14 protein-coding genes and 1 other RNA gene are annotated in these 17,043 nt (G+C 62.5%); all 15 read right to left on the bottom strand.

Annotated elements, in window-relative coordinates:
* Window positions 1-62: 62 nt before the first annotated feature.
* The 15 genes from ftsA to rnpB all read right to left on the bottom strand — a co-directional run bounded on the left by ftsA (window position 63) and on the right by rnpB (window position 17,003).
* Entirely contained in the window at window positions 63-1,295 is a 1,233-nt protein-coding gene (gene ftsA / locus VPH40_RS26600) for a cell division protein FtsA (RefSeq protein WP_010394955.1), read from the bottom strand.
* A 49-nt stretch (window positions 1,296-1,344) separates the two neighbouring features.
* Window positions 1,345-2,163 carry a cell division protein FtsQ/DivIB gene (locus VPH40_RS26595; RefSeq protein WP_099665427.1) on the bottom strand — a complete coding sequence of 273 codons (819 nt, stop codon included), beginning with the start codon at window positions 2,161-2,163 and terminating at the stop codon, window positions 1,345-1,347.
* Between the two features lies 1 nt (window position 2,164).
* Entirely contained in the window at window positions 2,165-3,133 is a 969-nt protein-coding gene (locus VPH40_RS26590) for a D-alanine--D-alanine ligase (protein WP_289906882.1), read from the bottom strand.
* Window position 3,134: 1 nt separating this feature from the next.
* The gene (murC, locus tag VPH40_RS26585; RefSeq protein ID WP_328574922.1) at window positions 3,135-4,538 is read right to left on the bottom strand and encodes a UDP-N-acetylmuramate--L-alanine ligase; all 1,404 of its coding nucleotides are present in this window, start codon (window positions 4,536-4,538) and stop codon (window positions 3,135-3,137) included.
* A 10-nt stretch (window positions 4,539-4,548) separates the two neighbouring features.
* Window positions 4,549-5,643 (bottom strand): undecaprenyldiphospho-muramoylpentapeptide beta-N-acetylglucosaminyltransferase, encoded by a 1,095-nt coding sequence (gene murG / locus VPH40_RS26580; RefSeq protein ID WP_328574921.1) that lies wholly within the window; start codon window positions 5,641-5,643, stop codon window positions 4,549-4,551.
* Window positions 5,640-6,851, bottom strand: coding sequence for a putative lipid II flippase FtsW (ftsW, locus tag VPH40_RS26575; RefSeq protein ID WP_099665431.1), 1,212 nt, complete (start codon window positions 6,849-6,851; stop codon window positions 5,640-5,642). Before ftsW ends, murG begins: the two co-directional genes overlap by 4 nt.
* Window positions 6,851-8,407: a UDP-N-acetylmuramoyl-L-alanine--D-glutamate ligase gene (murD, locus tag VPH40_RS26570; RefSeq protein WP_328574920.1), complete on the bottom strand. Its 1,557-nt coding sequence runs from the start codon at window positions 8,405-8,407 to the stop codon at window positions 6,851-6,853. Before murD ends, ftsW begins: the two co-directional genes overlap by 1 nt.
* Window positions 8,407-9,582 (bottom strand): phospho-N-acetylmuramoyl-pentapeptide-transferase, encoded by a 1,176-nt coding sequence (gene mraY, locus VPH40_RS26565; RefSeq protein WP_077399841.1) that lies wholly within the window; start codon window positions 9,580-9,582, stop codon window positions 8,407-8,409. Before mraY ends, murD begins: the two co-directional genes overlap by 1 nt.
* Before the next feature lie 2 nt (window positions 9,583-9,584).
* A complete protein-coding gene (locus tag VPH40_RS26560) occupies window positions 9,585-11,015 on the bottom strand; it encodes a UDP-N-acetylmuramoyl-tripeptide--D-alanyl-D-alanine ligase (protein WP_328574942.1) in 1,431 nt (476 codons plus the stop codon).
* A gap of 11 nt (window positions 11,016-11,026) precedes the next feature.
* Window positions 11,027-12,535 carry a UDP-N-acetylmuramoyl-L-alanyl-D-glutamate--2,6-diaminopimelate ligase gene (locus VPH40_RS26555; protein ID WP_305054619.1) on the bottom strand — a complete coding sequence of 503 codons (1,509 nt, stop codon included), beginning with the start codon at window positions 12,533-12,535 and terminating at the stop codon, window positions 11,027-11,029.
* A gap of 8 nt (window positions 12,536-12,543) precedes the next feature.
* Window positions 12,544-14,322 carry a peptidoglycan D,D-transpeptidase FtsI family protein gene (locus tag VPH40_RS26550; protein ID WP_034748891.1) on the bottom strand — a complete coding sequence of 593 codons (1,779 nt, stop codon included), beginning with the start codon at window positions 14,320-14,322 and terminating at the stop codon, window positions 12,544-12,546.
* A complete protein-coding gene (gene ftsL / locus VPH40_RS26545) occupies window positions 14,322-14,591 on the bottom strand; it encodes a cell division protein FtsL (protein ID WP_034748894.1) in 270 nt (89 codons plus the stop codon). Before ftsL ends, VPH40_RS26550 begins: the two co-directional genes overlap by 1 nt.
* A complete protein-coding gene (rsmH, locus tag VPH40_RS26540) occupies window positions 14,588-15,565 on the bottom strand; it encodes a 16S rRNA (cytosine(1402)-N(4))-methyltransferase RsmH (protein ID WP_099665434.1) in 978 nt (325 codons plus the stop codon). The genes ftsL and rsmH overlap by 4 nt, the downstream gene beginning before the upstream one ends.
* Window positions 15,566-15,574: 9 nt before the next feature.
* Window positions 15,575-16,003 (bottom strand): division/cell wall cluster transcriptional repressor MraZ, encoded by a 429-nt coding sequence (gene mraZ / locus VPH40_RS26535; RefSeq protein WP_034748899.1) that lies wholly within the window; start codon window positions 16,001-16,003, stop codon window positions 15,575-15,577.
* Window positions 16,004-16,663: 660 nt separating this feature from the next.
* An RNA gene (rnpB, locus tag VPH40_RS26530) (RNase P RNA component class A) lies at window positions 16,664-17,003 on the bottom strand.
* Between the last annotated feature and the right edge of the window lie 40 nt (window positions 17,004-17,043).

The raw sequence follows: 17,043 nt of genomic DNA, 5'->3' as shown, positions 1-17,043 counted from the left end.
GTTATGTGTGTGTACCTGCGATGCTGCCAAAAAACCTGACCTGCCGGGCGTAAATCAAGCCCTTAAAAATTCCCTAAAAACCATTCCTTCATGCGCTGCCAGACTGCCTTCACCGAGCCGTCCTGACGCGTCACGATGTGGCCGCGCAGGTATTGCTTCTTCGCTTCCAGCAGCAGGCCCAATACCGTGGCATAGCGCGGACTGCGCACCACATCGGCCAGCTGGCCCCGATACTCGGGCGTGCCAAGGCGCGCCGGTTTCAGGAAAATGTCTTCCGCCATTTCCACCATGCCGGGCATGATGGAGGTACCGCCCGTGAGCACGATGCCCGACGACAGCACGCCTTCGTAACCGGATTCGCGCACCACCTGGTGCACCATCGCGAACAACTCTTCGACACGTGGCTCGATCACTGCCGCCAGCGCCTGGCGCGACAGGTTGCGCGGGCCGCGGTCGCCCAGGCCCGGCACTTCCAGCGATTCGCCGGGATCGGCCAGGACCTGCTTGGCCACGCCATAGCGGATCTTGATTTCTTCCGCTTCCGCGGTCGGGGTGCGCAAGGCCATGGCGATGTCGTTGGTGATCTGGTCGCCGGCGATGGGAATGACTGCCGTATGGCGGATCGCGCCATCGGAGAATACCGCCACATCGGTCGTGCCGCCGCCGATGTCGATCAGCACCACGCCCAGTTCCTTCTCGTCGGGCGTGAGCACCGCATCGGCGGACGCCATCGGCTGCAGGATCAGGTCCGACACTTCCAGGCCGCAGCGGCGCACGCACTTGACGATGTTCTGCACCGCCGACACGGCGCCGGTGACGATATGCACCTTCACCTCCAGGCGGATGCCGCTCATGCCGATAGGCTCGCGCACATCTTCCTGGCTGTCGACGATGAACTCCTGCGGCACCGTGTGCAACAATTGCTGATCGGTCGGAATGTTAACCGCTTTTGCCGTCTCGATGACGCGCGCCACGTCGGTCGCCGTCACTTCCTTGTCCTTGATGGCCACCATGCCGCTGGAATTGAAGCTGCGGATATGGCTGCCCGCAATGCCCGCATACACATTACGGATCTTGCAGTCGGCCATCAGCTCGGCCTCTTCCAGCGCGCGCTGGATGGACTCCACCGTGGCCTCGATATTGACCACCACGCCCTTTTTCAGGCCCTTCGATTCGTGCTGGCCCAGCCCGATCACTTCGTGGCGCCCGTCGGACATCACTTCGGCTACCACCGCCACCACTTTCGAGGTGCCGATGTCGAGGCCGACGATCAGGTTTTTCGCGTCTTTTGTCATTTCTTTCGCCTAGTTTTTTGGGCTATTAATTAATTAATTGATTATTCGGTTAAGTCGGTTTTTTAATCGGACTGCCATTTTTCTTCTTGATTGCCGCTGCCGGCCTGCCATCCTTGCCTTCGGCCGGTATCACCAGGCCGGCGGAACTGAGCGCCAGGCCATTCTGGTAACGCATATCGATCGTGTCGATATTTTCCAGCCGGCTCGCCAGCTGCGGGTAAATGCCCACCAGCCGGTCGACCCGCGCCTTCAGGGTCGTATGATTCTGTTCGCGCCCCAGCGCCACGCTCATGCCGTTATCCAGTTTTACGGTCCACGCATAGCGGCTCGACAGCGACAGGGTTTCCGGCACCATCTTCAGCGGCGCAAACCACTTTGCCAGCTGCACGTAGGTCGCCAGCACTTCCTTTTCGCTGCCATCGGGGCCGGCAAACGCAGGCAATTCATGGTCGTCTTCCGCCTCGGCCACGTTCGCCGTAAACACGTCGCCCTTGACCGACAGCAGGCGCCCGTCCTCGCCCCAGGTACCCAGCGCCTCATGTTCTTCCAGCGCCACGATCAGCTGGTTCGGCCACTCGCGCCGTACGCTGGCACGGCGCACCCAAGGCACCGATTCGAACACGCCGCGCACGCTTTCCAGGTTGGTCGTGAAGAAATTGCCCTTGATGCGGCCCAGAGTGCCACTGCGCAGGGTCAGGTAATTCACGTGGCGCAGGCCCTTGTCGTCCGCGCTTTCCACCTTGATCGTGCGCAGGTCGAACATGGGACGCTGCGACACCCACCAGACGCCGGCGGCCACGCACACGACCAGAACCGCGGCCAGCAAGCCGTTGGCAGTCGTATTGAGGCTTTTAGCGTCATGCCACATATCAGCGCTGTCCCTTGTGCATTTTCAGGCTTGCGCCGGCGACGATTTCCAGGCACAGGTCTTCATAGCTGGTGCCTTCCGCGCGCGCCGCCATCGGCACGAGCGAGTGCCCCGTCATGCCGGGCGAGGTATTTACCTCCAGCAGGAACAACGCGCTGTCTGCCGCGCGCATCAGGACATCGACCCGTCCCCAGCCTTCGCAGCCCAGGGCGCGGTAGGCGGCCAGAGCGATGCGTTCCATCTCTGCGATGATCGCGCCATCGAGCTGCGGCGGGCAGAAATACTGCGTGTCGTCCGTGAAGTACTTGTTCTGGTAGTCGTAATTGCCTTGCGGCGCGACGATTTCGATCGGCGGCAACGCGCGCGCCGTGGCGCCCTTGCCCAGGATCGCGACGGTGAATTCGCGGCCCTTGATGAATTCCTCGGCCAGTACCGAATCATCGAGGCCGGCGGCGATGTCGTAGGCGGCCTGGAAGGCCGACGCTTCGTTGACAGTCGTGATGCCGATGCTCGAGCCTTCATGCGGCGGCTTGACGATCAGCGGCAAGCCCAGTTCCGCGGCGACCTTGGCCAGGTCGGAACTGTCGTCCAGTACCGCGTACTTTGGCGTCGGCAGCTGGTGCATCAACCAGATCATCTTGGTATAAACCTTGTCCATGCCCACCGAGCAGGCCATCACGCCGCTGCCCGTGTATGGAATGCCCAGTTGTTCCAGCGCGCCCTGCAGGCTGCCGTCTTCGCCGAAGCGGCCGTGCAGCGCGATGAAGACGCGGTCAAATTGCTCAGCGGCCAATTCGGCCAGGCTGCGTTCGCCCGTATCGAAGCCATGCGCATCCACGCCATGGCTTTTCAGGGCTGCCAGCACGCCCGCGCCGGACATCAGCGACACTTCGCGCTCGGCCGAACGGCCACCGAACAGGACGCCGACCTTGCCCAATTGTTTAACGTCGATAGCTGAAGCTTGGTTCACGTCAGGCCTTTACAGTGTGAGATTGATACGTTGTCAGTTGATTCGGGATGCCGCTGATCGAGCCGGCTCCCATGGTCAGCACGACGTCACCGTCGCGCGCCACGCTCATGATGGTGTCGGCCATGTCCTTCATGGACTCGACGAAAATCGGTTCGATCTTGCCGCGCGCGCGCAGCGCATGCGCCAGTGCGCGGCCGTCGGCGGCGACGATGGGCGCTTCGCCCGCCGCATACACTTCGGACAGCAGCAGCACATCGGGCGCGCCCAGCACTTTCACGAAATCCTCGAACAGATCGCGCGTGCGGCTGTAGCGGTGCGGCTGGAACGCCAGCACCAGGCGGCGGCCGGGATAGGCGGCGCGCGCGGCGGCCAGGGTCACTTCCGTTTCCACCGGATGGTGGCCGAAATCGTCAACCAGCGCAAAAGTACCGCCGTTCGGCAGCGCCACGTCGCCGTAACGCGTGAAGCGCCGGCCCACGCCGGAAAACTCGGCCAGGCCCTGCTGCGTGGCGCTGTCGGCGATGCCGATTTCGCGCGCGATGGCAATCGCCGAGCAGGCATTCTGCACATTGTGCATGCCGGGCTGGTTCAGCACCACGTCCAGGTCCGGATAGCCTTCCTGCAGCACGGTGAAATGCATTTCCAGGCCCACGGCGCGCGCGTTGATGGCGCGCACTTGCGCGTCTTCCGCGAAACCGTAGGTAGTGACGGGCTTGGTGACGGACGGGATGATGGCGCGCACGTGCGGATCGTCGATGCACAGCATGGCGCGGCCATAGAACGGCAAGCGGTGCGTGAACTGCACGAAGGCTTGCTTGAGCTTTTCAAAATCGTGCTCGTAGGTGTCCATGTGATCGGCGTCGATATTCGTGATCACTTCGATCATCGGCGTCAGGTTCAGGAACGAGGCATCCGATTCATCGGCTTCGGCCACCAGGTAGTCGCCCGAACCCAACTTGGCGTTCGCGCCTGCGCTGGTCAGGCGGCCGCCGATGACGAAAGTCGGATCGAGACCGCCCTGCGCCAGCACGGAAGCGACCAGGCTGGTCGTCGTCGTCTTGCCATGCGTGCCGGCGATGGCGATGCCGCGTTTCAGGCGCATCAACTCGCCGAGCATCACGGCGCGCGGTACCAGAGGAATCTTGCGCGCACGGGCGGCCACCACTTCCGGATTGTCTTGCGGGACGGCGCCCGACGTCACCACCGCATCGGCGTCGCCGATATTTTCTGCCGCGTGACCGAGCATGACGGTCGCGCCCAGGCTCGCCAGACGCTGCGTCGCCGCATTACTGCCCAGGTCGGAGCCCGACACCTTGTAGCCCAGGTTGACCAGCACTTCGGCGATGCCGCTCATGCCGCTGCCGCCAATGCCGACAAAGTGGATATTGTTTACTTTATGCTTCACAGAGCTAACCTCATGCCAGTTTTTCCAATACGTGTGCGATCGCCTCATTGGCATCGCGCTTGCCTGCTGCCAGTGCTGCCTGCGCCATCTGCTGGCAAGTGTCGCGGCTCAGCGACGCCAGCAGCGCGCTCAGCGACGCGGCACTCATTTCCGTTTGCGGCAGATGAATCGCCGCGCCTTGCTGCGCCATCCATTGCGCGTTGTCGCGCTGGTGGCTGGTGGTCGACGCCACCAGCGGCACGAGCACGCTGGCCACGCCGGCCGCCGTCAATTCCGACAGGGTGATGGCGCCAGCGCGGCAAATCACCAGGTCGGCCTCGGTATACGCCTTGGCCATGTCGTCGATGAAATCGACCACATTGGCTTGCACGCCCGCCTGCGCATACGCGGCATGCAGGGCGTCGATATTCTTCTTGCCCGACTGGTGCGTGACCAGCGGACGCTCGCCTTCCGGCATCAGCGCCAGCGCGGCAGGCAGGCTGTCGTTCAGCGCTTTCGCACCCAGGCTGCCACCTACCACGAGGATGCGCAATGAGCCGCTGCGGCCCGCAAAGCGCGGCGCCGGCGGCTCCATGGCGAGGATTTCCGCGCGCACGGGATTGCCCGTCACGACGGCCTTGCCGGCGGCGCTGCCGAAATCGGCGGGAAAGCCGAAGCACACTTGCTGCGCCAGCGGCACCAGGGTCTTGTTCGACAACAGCAGCGCCGCGTCGGCATTGACCAGCACCAGCGGCACGCCTTTCAGGCGCGCCATCAGGCCACCCGGCACGGTGACGTAGCCGCCCATGCCCATCACCACGTCCGGCTTGCGGCTGGCGATGAAACGGCGGATGGCAAAAAAGCTGGCCAGCATCTTGAAGCCGCCTTGAATGGTATGCGCCAAGCCCTTGCCGCGCATGCCGGAAAATGCGATGGCATCCATGGGAATGCCGCTCTTCGGCACCAGCTCCTGCTCCATGCCGTGAGTCGTGCCCAGCCAGCTCACTTCCCAGCCGCGCGCGCGCATCGTCTGCGCAATCGCCAAGCCAGGGAAAATATGGCCGCCGGTACCGGCCGCCATGATCATCAGTCTTTTCGTCGTTTTCAAGTTCGTCGCGTTATTCATAGCCGGCCTCCCCGCATGAGGATCCGGTTTTCGTAATCGATGCGCAGCAAAATCGCCAGGCCGATACAGTTAATCAGTACGCCCGTGCCGCCATAACTCATCAAGGGCAAGGTCAGGCCCTTGGTCGGCAGCAGGCCCAGGTTCACGCCCATGTTGATGAAGGTCTGCACGCCGATCCAGATGGCGATGCCTTTCGCCGTCAGTCCCGCGAAGGTTTGGTCGATGGCGATCGCCTGGCGGCCGATGTCGAACGCCCGCTTGATAATCCAGTAAAACATGCCGATCACGACCAGCACGCCCACCAGGCCCAGCTCCTCGCCGATCACGGCCAGCAAAAAGTCCGTGTGGGCTTCGGGCAGGTAATGCAGTTTTTCCACGCTGCCGCCCAATCCCACGCCAAACAGTTCGCCGCGCCCGAAGGCGATCAGCGAGTGTGTCAACTGGTAAGCCTTGTTCAGGGCATTGTCTTCCTGCCACGGGTCAAGATACGCAAAAAACCGCTCGCGGCGGAATTTCGACAGGGCGATGATGGTAACGAAAATCGCCGTCAGCATGGCGCCGATGCCGCCGAACCAGATGGCGTTGACACCACCCAAAAACAAAATGCCCATGGCGATGCAGACGATCACGCCGAAGGCGCCCAGATCGGGCTCCATCAGCAGCAGCAGGCCGACGAAGCTGACGGCCAGCGCCATCGGCATGAAGCCCTTGGTCAGCTTGTGCATGTATTCCTGCTTGCGCACCGTGTAATCGGCCGCGTACAGCACCATCACCACCTTCATCAGCTCGGACGGCTGCGGCCGCAGGCCCGGCAGGTTCAGCCAACGGCGGCCGCCGTTGACCGACACGCCCAGGCCAGGTATCAGCACCATCACCAGCAGCACCAGGGTGCCGATGAACAGCCACGGCGCCATCTTTTGCCAGGTCGCGACGGGGATACGGAACACCAGCGCGCCGACGACGATCGACACGCCGATGAACAGCGCCTGGCGCACGACAAAATAATTGTTCGTATAGGCGGCAAACTTGCGCGCATCCGACAGCGAGATCGACGCCGAATACACCATCACCATGCCCAGCAACATGAGCAGCAGGACGACCCATACCAGCGGCTTGTCATAGTCCATCATCTTCGATTGCCGCGCGCGGCTATCCAGCGGCTTGGCAGCCGAGCCGGAACCAAAGCTGAAGGGCAGTTGGAAAGCCATCAGATATCCTGTCCGTTTTCCAGCGCGATATCGCGCACGGCGTCGACAAACACCTGCGCGCGGTGCGCATAGTTCTTGAACATGTCCAGGCTGGCGCACGCGGGCGACAGCAGCACGGCATCGCCAGCCAGCGCCAGGCTGCTGGCGCGCTTGACGGCTTCCGGCAAGGTGGCGCAGTCGACGATGTCCACGCCGGCCGGCTCGAGGGCCGCGCGCAAGGCCGGTGCATCGCGTCCGATCAGCACCACGGAGCGCACGTAGCGCGATACAGGTTCGGCCAGCGGCGAGAAATCCTGTCCCTTGCCATCGCCACCGGCGATCAGCACCAGACGCTGTTCCGCGCCGCCAAACGCCTTGCCCAGGCCGAACAGGGCCGCCACGGTCGCGCCCACATTCGTACCCTTGCTGTCGTCGTAGTACTCGACTTCATTGACCGCCGTGATCAGCTCCACCCGATGCGGCTCGCCCTGGTATTCGCGCAAACCATGCAGCAGCGGCGCGAATGGCAGGCCGATGGCGCGACACAGGGCCAGCGCCGCCAGCGCATTCGAGGCATTGTGCTGGCCGCGGATTTTCAGCGCGTCGGCCGGCATCAGCTTTTTCGCCATCGTCGGCACCGGTTCCGGCGCCGGATCGTTCTTCTTGCGTTTTTTCTCGATCACTTCTTCGCTGGGTACGGCTTGCGCCAGCCAGAAGATGCCCCGTTCATTGACCAGGCCAAAGCTGTCGACTTCCGCCGGTTCGCCCGTGCCGAAGGTGATGGTTTCGGCCAACGGGTCGGCCATGTGCATCACGGCCGCATCGTCGCGGTTCAATATGCGCACGGTCTGGTCGCCGAAGATGCGCGCCTTGTCTGCGGCGTAGGCGGCCATGTCGCCATGCCAGTCCAGATGGTCCTGCGACAGATTCAAGACCGTGGCCGCATCGGCCTGCAGGCTGAATGTCGTGTGCAGCTGGAAGCTGGATAATTCCAGGATCCACGCTTGCGGCAAGGTGCTGGCGGCGGGTTCCGCCACGTCAGCCTCCGCATCCACCGGCTGCGGCGCAGGCTCGGCATCGAGCACTTCGCGCAGCACGTCCAGCGCGGCCGGGCTGATATTGCCGGCCACGCGCGTGGCAAGGCCGGCGCGTTCGCACAACAAGCCTACGAGGCTGGTGACGGTCGTCTTGCCATTCGTTCCCGTAATGGCGATGACTTTCGGAGCATAGCCGCGTTCCGCCTTCAAGGCGGCCAGCGCTTGTGCGAACAGTTCGATTTCGCCCCACACGGGGATGTTTTTCTCAGTAGCGGCCGGCGCAATCTGCGCCAGTTCGCGGCCCGGCGCGAGGCCTGGGCTGACGGTGACAAAGTCCACGCCGTCAAGCAAGTCGGCCGTGAAGGCGCCGGCGATGAACTGCGCCTGCGGCACGGCGGCCTGCAACGCGGCCAGGCGCTCCGGGCTTTCCCTTGTGTCGGCCACGCGCACGGTCGCACCGCTGCGGGCCAGCCACAGGGCCATGGCCAGGCCTGACTCCCCGAGGCCCAGTACCAGTGCGGTTTTAGCGTCGTACATCATCAGCGCAGCTTCAAGGTGGTCAGGCCGAGCAGCACCAGCATCATGGTGATGATCCAGAAACGCACGACAACCTGCGTCTCCTTCCAGCCTTTTTGTTCAAAATGGTGATGCAATGGCGCCATCAGGAAGACGCGGCGGCCAACGCCAAAGCGCTTCTTGGTGTACTTGAACCAGACGACCTGGATAATCACGGACAGCGTTTCAACCACGAAGATGCCGCCCATGATGAACAGGACGATTTCCTGGCGCACGATGACGGCGATGGTACCCAGTGCGCCGCCCAGTGCCAGCGCGCCCACGTCGCCCATGAATACTTTCGCGGGGTGGGTGTTATACCAAAGGAAGGCCAGGCCGGAACCGGCCAGCGCGCCGCAGAAGATTACCAGTTCGCCGGCGCCCGGGATATGCGGGATGAACAGGTAGCGCGCATACGTGGCATTACCCGTCAGGTAGGCGAACAGACCCAGGGCCGTGCCCACCATCACGGTCGGCATGATGGCCAGGCCGTCAAGTCCATCGGTGAAATTGACGGCGTTGCTGGTGCCGACGATGACGCAATACGTCAGCGCGATGAAGCCCCACACACCCAGCGGATAGCTGATGGTCTTGAAGAACGGGACGATCAGATCGGCCTTCGGCGGCAAGTCCATGGCGAAGCCCGACTGCACCCAGGCGTAGATCAGATTCCACACCTGGCCGGCATTGGGCTCGGAGATGGAGACGGAAAACGCCAGGTAAAACGCGGCGGCGATGCCGATCAGCGACTGCCAGAAGTATTTTTCGCGCGAGCGCATGCCTTCCGGATCCTGGTGCACCACCTTGCGGTAGTCGTCGGCCCAGCCGACGGCGCCAAAGCCCAAGGTGACGATCAACACGGGCCAGATGAAACGGTTCGACAGGTCGGCCCACAGCAAGGTGGAAATGCCGATGGCGATAAGGATCAGCACACCGCCCATGGTGGGGGTGCCGTGTTTTTTCAGATGCGTTTGCGGGCCATCCGTACGCACGGCCTGGCCAACCTTCATGCGCGTGAGCATGCGGATCACGGCAGGACCGGCGCACAGGCCGATCAAGATCGCCGTCAGGGTGGCGAAGACGGCGCGGAACGTGATGAAGTTAAAGACCCGCAATGGGCCAATGTCGTCCTGGAAATAATGAGCGAGCCAGAGCAGCATGATTAGTGAGCTTCCTTGTTATTGTTGTTTGAACCAATCAAATGCTGCACGGCCCGTTCCATCTTCATGAAACGGGAGCCCTTGATTAATACTGTTGCATCCGAACGGCCGGACAAATGCGCATCGAGCGCCGCCAGCAAACCGTCGAACTGTTCGAAATACTCCACGACCGTGCCTGATTCCTGGCTCGCGGCTGCCTGCGCCGGATTGACCAGATGGCGCGCCAGACCGCCCGTCGCCAGCACGTGTTCAATGCCTTTGGCGGCGGCGTAGGCGCCGATCTCTTCGTGGAACTGCTGCCCCTGCGTGCCGACTTCGCCCATCTCGCCCAGCACCAGGATGCGCGGTGCCGCTGCCTGCGCCAGCACATCGATGGCCGCGCGCGCCGAATCCGGATTGGCGTTATACGTGTCGTCGATGATGGTGGCGCCATTGGCGGCGCGTTTTTTCTGCAGCCGGCCGCTCACGGGAGAAAACGCCTCCAGGCCCTGCTTGATATGTTCTGGCGCGATGCCTGCGCCGATAGCGCATGCCACGGCCGCCAGCGCATTGCGCACATTGTGTTCGCCTGCCGCCTGCAAGCCCACGAAGAACTGGCGCAAGCCGCCGTCCTGTGCGCGCACGCTGACGAACAGATCGCTGCCAAAATCCTCGGCCGCGCGGTGCGTGCAGCTGACATCCGCCTCTTTCGACAGGCCGAAGGTGATGACGGCGCGCGCGCCGGCCAGCTCGCGCCACACTGGCGTGAACTCATCGCCATGCGGGAAGACGGCCACGCCGTCATGCGCCAGGGCTGCCAGCGCGGCGCCGTTCTCGCGTGCCACCGCTACCACCGTGTGCATGAATTCCTGGTGCTCGCGCTGTGCGTTGTTGACCATCGCCAGGGTCGGCGCAGCAATCGCCGCCAGGCGGGCGATCTCGCCCGGATGGTTCATGCCCATCTCGATGACGGCTGCCTTATGCTGTTCGCTCAGGCGGAACAGGGTCAGAGGCACGCCGATCTCGTTATTCAGGTTGCCGCGCGTGGCCAGCCGGCCTTCTTCGCCAAAGGCTGCCGCCAGGATGGATGAAATCATCTCCTTGACGGTGGTCTTGCCATTGCTGCCGGTGACGCCGATGACGGGTAAATTGAAACGGCAGCGCCAGTGGTTGGCGATGCGGCCCAGCGCGGCCAGGGTATCGGCGACCACGATGGCTGGCACCTTGCTGCTGTCCCAGCCCGCCGGCAGGCGCTCGACCACCACGGCGGCGACGCCGCGCGCGGCCACCTGGTCGAGGAAATCGTGGGCATCGAAACTCTCGCCGCGCAGGGCCACGAACAGCGAACCGGCTTGGGCGCTGCGGCTGTCGGTGGACACACCGTCAAAAACGGTGTCGCCCGTCAGCTGTGCGCCGTCCAGCGACGGCATCAATTCAGCCAGGCTTGCGTGCATCAGGCTATCCATCAATTCGTCCTCATCATCGTCAGGCGCGCGGACAGGGCCAGCTGCGCATGGTCGGCATCGGAGAACGGCAGTTTCTTGCCCTTGATTTCCTGGTACGGCTCATGGCCCTTGCCCGCCAACAGGATCACATCCGGCTTGGCCGCGTGCTTGATGGCCGACAAAATGGCCCCGGCGCGGTCTTCGATGGCTTGCGGCTGCGGACCGTCGGCACGCATGCCGGCGACGATCTGCGCGATGATGGCGTGCGGGTCTTCGCTGCGCGGATTGTCGCTGGTGACCAGCACGTGATCGGCCAGCTGCGCGATGGCGCCCATCTGCGGACGCTTGCCCGGATCGCGGTCGCCGCCGCAGCCGAACACGCACCACAGCTGGCCGCCCCGCTCCTGCGCCACCTGGCGCAAGGCAGCCAGGGTTTTTTCCAGCGCGTCAGGCGTATGCGCGTAATCGATGACGACCATCGGCGCTTCCTGGCCGCCCACCTGCTGCATGCGGCCCGGGGCCGGCTGCAGGGATTCGATGCCGTCGATGGCGGCGCGCAGACCGGTTCCGTGCGCCAGCAAGGCGCCCAGCACGGCCAGCGCGTTGCTGATATTGAAGTGGCCCACCAGCTGCGTCTTGATCAGCGCAACGCCCAGCGCGCATTCCAGATGGAAGTCGGTGCCGGCATTACGGCTGCGGAACTGGCTGGCGCGCAGCATCAGCACACCGGGCAAATCGGGCAAGGCGGCGGCATCCTGCAAGGTATAGCCGATGACCGGATACTCGCCCGCCAGCTTGCCGTCCACGTGGCGGACCAGGCGCAAGCCCATGGGGTCGTCCAGGTTGATGACGGCCGTTTTCAGGCCGGGCCAGTCGAACAGCTTGACCTTGGCCGCCTCGTAGGCTGCCATGTCGCCATGGTAGTCGAGGTGGTCGCGCGTCAAATTGGTAAACATGGCGACATCGAAATGCATGCCGGCCGCGCGTTCCTGGTCCAGGCCGATCGACGACACTTCGATGGCGACGGCCTTGGCGCCGGCGTCGCGCATGGCGGCGAGTTTGCGCGCCAGCAGCACGGCGTCCGGCGTGGTGTAGCCGGTCACGTCGAATTCGATGGCGCCGCGCGGCTTGCACAGGCCCACGCCCAGGGTGCCGATGACGGACGACGTTTCACCCAGGCGTGCCAGAGCTTGCGCCAGCCACAGCGCGCACGAGGTCTTGCCGTTCGTGCCCGTGACGCCGGCGCTGAACATGGCGCTGTCGGGCATGTCGTAAACAGCATGCGCCACGGGGCCAGCCAGGCGTTTCAGGTCGCCGACCAGCAGATGCGGCACATTCCATGCGGCGTTCCATTCAACGGCGTCATGCACGATGGCAGCGGCGCCCTGCTCGATGGCGGCGTCGATGAAATGGGTGGCGTCCGCATAGGCGAAAAACACGTCGCCGCGCTGCACGCGGCGCGAGTCGGACGTCAGCTGCCCGGACGGGGCAGCCGCTTTGATCCACAAACTGATGTCTTGTATGGTCATGAGTGACTTCACATGGCCTCCGGACCGGCATTGGCCGGGACCACGATTTCGGTAACGGAGGAATCGGGCGGTACGTTCATCGCGCGCAGCGCGTTGGTCGCAATCGCCGCGAAAGCGGGAGCGGCAACCTGGCCGCCATAGTGGGCAGGGCCGGTCGGTTCATCGATCATCACGGCAATGATGAAGCGCGGCGCCGACATCGGCACCATGCCCACGAACGAGCCGATATATTTGCGCGGCATCGCATAGCGGCCGTTTTCCACTTTATAGGCGGTACCCGTCTTGCCGCCCACGCGGTAGCCGGCGACCTGGGCGCGCTTGGCCGAGCCGTGCGCGCCGGAGACCACCAGTTCCAGCATGGCGCGCATTTCGGCGGCCGTCTTCGGCTTGATCACTTGCTGCCCCACGGGCAGTTCATTGACCTTCTGGAACGACAGGGGAATCGTGTCGCCGTCGCGCGCGAACATCATGTACGAGCGCGCCAGCTGGATCAGCGAGACGGAAATGCCGTTACCGTAGCTCATGGTCGCCTGTTCCACAGGGCGCCACGATTTATACGGACGCACGCGGCCGGCCACGGCGCCGGGAAAACCCCATTTCGGCTGCTGGCCGAAGCCCACCTTGGTAAACATTTCCCACATTTCCTGCGACGGCATGCCCAGCGCGATCTTCGAGGTGCCGATGTTCGACGACATTTCGATGATTTCGGAGACATTGATCACGCCATGCGGCTTGGTGTCGGTGATCGTGCGGTCGGCGATGGTGTAGCGGCCCGGCCCCGTGTCGATCAGGGTGCCCGGCTTGACGCGGCCCGTGTCGAGCGCCAGCGAGACCGTAATCGGTTTCAGGGTCGAACCAGGTTCAAAAGTATCGGTCATGACGCGGTTGCGCAGCTGCTGGCCCGTGAGCTTGCGGCGGTCGTTCGGGTCGTAGCTGGGGTAATTGGCCAGGGCCAGCACTTCGCCCGTGTGCACGTCGAGCACCACGGCGCCGCCGGCCTTCGCATTGAATTTTTCCACCGCTTCCTTCAACTGCGTGAAGGCGATGTACTGGATCTTGCTGTCGACGGACAGGGTCAGGTCCTTGCCGTCGTGCGGTTCGTGGATGAAGCCGATATCTTCGACGATGTGGCCCAGGCGGTCCTTGATCACGCGGCGGCTGCCGGTGGTGCCGACGAGGGTCTTCTGCTGCGCCAGCTCCATGCTTTCCTGGCCCACGTCTTCCACGTTGGTAAAGCCCACCACGTGGGTCATCACTTCGCCCTGTGGATAAAAGCGCTTGTATTCCTTGCGCTCGTCGATGCCGTCGATGCCCAGCTTGGAAATCTTGTCGGCCACGTCCATCTCGACCTGGCGTTTCAGGTAAACGAAGCTGCGGTCCGAATCGAGCTTCTTGCGCAATTCGTTGACGTTCATTTCCAGCAGGCCGGCCAACGCATTGATTTTTTCGGGCGACGCCTGCAGCACGTCGTCGGGAATGGCCCAGATGGCTTTCACGGGGACGGACGAGGCGAGCACCTGGCCATTGCGGTCGGTGATCTTGCCGCGCGTGGCCGGCAATTCCAGCGTGCGCTCATAGCGCGCCTTGCCCTGCTTTTGCAGGAACTGCGTCGAGACGCCCTGCAGCCACAGCGCGCGCGCGCCCAGGCCGGCGAAAGCGAAGAACAGCAGGAACAGCACGACGCGCGAACGCCAGACGGGCAGGCGCACCGCCAGTACGGGGTTCTTCGAGAATGGCACGCCTTTCGATGCCGCCACCCGGCCGTTGCTGTTACCGCCCAACTTCATTATTCGCCCTCCGTCAGGTATTGCGTACGCGCCGCCGTCAGCGGCGTCATGCTCAGGTCGCGCCGCGCGATCGATTCGATGCGTTCATGCTTGCCCAAAGTGGACTGGTCCAGCTGCAGTTGCGCCCAGTCGATGTCGAGCTGGCGCGACAGCGCTTGCGCGCGCTCCAGGTCGATCAACAGGTGGCGCGACTGGTATTGCGCGTTCACCAGCGACAGGCCGCAGCACACCAGCAGGGCCGACAGCACGACACACAGCTTGCCAGTCATCGGGCGCCGCCGTTTGCAGGGGCGGCCAGCGGCAGGCGCTGCGCCACGCGCATCACGGCCGAACGCGAACGGGGGTTGCCCTCGATCTCGGCGTCGGACGGCTTCATCTTCGAAATCAGCTTCATTTCCGGCTGCGGCAAGTCCACCGCGCGGATCGGCAGGCGGCGGTCAGGCTGCTCCACGTTCGCCTTCGAGGCGAAGAAGCGCTTGACCATGCGGTCTTCCAGCGAATGGAAACTGATCACGGCCATGCGCGCGCCGGGCGCCAGGCAGGCATACGCCTGGTTCAGGCCGATCTCGAGATCCTCGAGCTCTTTGTTAATGAAAATGCGTATGGCCTGAAAGGTGCGGGTAGCGGGGTCCTTACCCTTCTCGCGGGTCTTGACGGCGCCTGCCACGATGCCGGCAAGCTGTCGTGTGCTTGAAATTGGCTGGACTGCCCGGCCAGCAACAATCGCCTTTGCAATCTGAAAAGCAAACCGTTCTTCCCCATAATCGCGTATCACTTTCTCTAAATTCTGCTCGGTTTCCACCGCCAGCCATTCGGCCGCGGAGATGCCGCGCGTGGTATCCATGCGCATGTCCAGCGGTCCGTCGTTGCGGAAGCTGAAACCGCGCGCCGCGTCGTCGACCTGCGGCGACGAGATGCCCAGGTCGAGCAGGATGCCGTCCACCTGCTGCACGCCGCGTTCGGCCAGGCTGGCCGTCATGGTGGCAAAGCTGTCGTGGACGATTTCAAAGCGGGGGTCGCCGATCTGTTCGGCCGTGGCGATCGCCTGCAAGTCCTTGTCGAAGCCGATCAGGCGCGCATCGGCGGCCAGGCGCGACAAAATCAGGCGGCTATGGCCGCCGCGGCCAAACGTGCCGTCGACGTAAACGCCGTGCGCGCGGTCGCCCGACAGGTCGAGCGCATCGACCGCTTCATCGAGCAGCACCGTGCGATGCTGAAATTCCGGCACCGTGAGTTGTGTCATTACGGAGCCTTAGAAAGAAAAATTGGAAAGTACATCGGGGGTGCCGGCATCGATCGCCTGCTGTTCTTTGTCGGCCAACTTGGCGGCATCCCATATTTCAAAGTGGCTGCCCATGCCGATCATCATGACTTCGCGCGCCAGCCCGACGGCGTTACGCAATTCAGGCGAGATCAGCACGCGGCCGGCCGAGTCCAGCTCGACGTCGACGGCGTTGCCGAGGAAGATGCGCTGCCAGGCGCGCGCCGACATGGGCCAGGCGGCGATTTGCTGGCGGTGGCTTTCCCACACGGGACGGGGGAAAAACAGCAGGCAACCATCGGGGTGTTTGGTCAGGGTCAAGCGGCCTTCGCATTGAATCGCCAGCGCGTCACGGTGCTTGGCAGGGATAGACATCCTGCCTTTGGCATCGAGATTGATTGCGGACGCGCCTTGAAACACGGAAGACCTTTTTTGAGCTTGGGTTGCGACGCTTGCGCATCATGATGAAAAGGGAAAATTTCCCACAAAAACACACTTTTTCACACAGTTGCCCACTTTAGAGGAAGCAAAGATAGTGGTCAAGCGGTTTCCGATTGGCAAAACAGGAATTTTATTAATGAAATTAAGGACTTAGCGCATATCGTTGAAGGAGTCTCAAATAAAAATATATCGATAAATTAGATACTTATGAAAGATAGTGAATGTGCTACCTCATCTGCACACATGTGTTTTCCTACCGTAAACATCGAAAAAAACGAAATCGAAAAATTGAATTTTTTACAGTTAGTTGACACATGACAATAATTTCGTCATCCAGACACAACAGCAATCAGCCGCAACGTAAGACTTGGTTTAAAGCAAAAAATAATCATCCACGGCGCGTATCGGCCCTGTTTTCAGGGGTTGGCCTGACGCAGGAAAACTATTTTTGCAATGCAGCAATTAATTGTAGATAAGAAACTTTAACCAATTATTCACTTTTAGTTGTATATACAACTTTATCTTAAGTGCTATACTTTTAGAAACAAAAAAAGCCCCGTTGCGGGGCTTTTGCGTGGCGCGCAGCAGGAAAAGCCGCCGCTGCCGAGGTGCTCCCTGGCAGGCCAGGGAACGGAATTCAAGTGAAGCAGGCCGGTAGGCCGGATTTTGTTACGGCGCCTTCCCTTGCAGGTTGGCGCTATGACAGTCATTCCTCTAGGCGCCAGATTACTCGGGCGCTCAAGCTTTCTACCCGCACGCTCCGCGAGCAGCATCATCGCGTGCCTATTTGAAATTGCACCAGGTGGAGGTTACCGCGTTTCACCGTAACTTAATACGCTCGTCTCTGTGGCCCTATTCCTCGCCTTATACCTTGCGGCTTTCGACGGACGGCCGTTAACCGTCACCCCGCTCTATGGAGTCCGGACCTTCCTCCCGCCAGCGCATTGCTGCGCCGGCCAGCGACTGTCTGGCCTGCTTCACCCGCCATTGTACCGCGCCGCAGCATGTTTCTGCAAAAA

The organism is Janthinobacterium sp. P210005 (assembly GCF_036231865.1).
GTDB lineage: Bacteria > Pseudomonadota > Gammaproteobacteria > Burkholderiales > Burkholderiaceae_D > Janthinobacterium > Janthinobacterium kumbetense.
This window is presented reverse-complemented; position numbering and strand designations above follow the sequence as displayed.

Bases quoted from the DNA above. Each gene is read 5' to 3' on its own strand.
- ftsA (WP_010394955.1), bottom strand. From the start codon at position 1,295: ATGACAAAAGACGCGAAAAACCTGATCGTCGGCCTCGACATCGGCACC.
- VPH40_RS26555 (WP_305054619.1), bottom strand. From the start codon at position 12,535: ATGACCATACAAGACATCAGTTTGTGGATCAAAGCGGCTGCCCCGTCC.
- VPH40_RS26560 (WP_328574942.1), bottom strand. From the start codon at position 11,015: ATGCACGCAAGCCTGGCTGAATTGATGCCGTCGCTGGACGGCGCACAG.
- murG (WP_328574921.1), bottom strand. From the start codon at position 5,643: ATGAATAACGCGACGAACTTGAAAACGACGAAAAGACTGATGATCATG.
- VPH40_RS26550 (WP_034748891.1), bottom strand. From the start codon at position 14,322: ATGAAGTTGGGCGGTAACAGCAACGGCCGGGTGGCGGCATCGAAAGGC.
- VPH40_RS26595 (WP_099665427.1), bottom strand. From the start codon at position 2,163: ATGTGGCATGACGCTAAAAGCCTCAATACGACTGCCAACGGCTTGCTG.
- ftsL (WP_034748894.1), bottom strand. From the start codon at position 14,591: ATGACTGGCAAGCTGTGTGTCGTGCTGTCGGCCCTGCTGGTGTGCTGC.
- murD (WP_328574920.1), bottom strand. From the start codon at position 8,407: ATGATGTACGACGCTAAAACCGCACTGGTACTGGGCCTCGGGGAGTCA.
- ftsW (WP_099665431.1), bottom strand. From the start codon at position 6,851: ATGGCTTTCCAACTGCCCTTCAGCTTTGGTTCCGGCTCGGCTGCCAAG.
- rsmH (WP_099665434.1), bottom strand. From the start codon at position 15,565: ATGACACAACTCACGGTGCCGGAATTTCAGCATCGCACGGTGCTGCTC.
- mraY (WP_077399841.1), bottom strand. From the start codon at position 9,582: ATGCTGCTCTGGCTCGCTCATTATTTCCAGGACGACATTGGCCCATTG.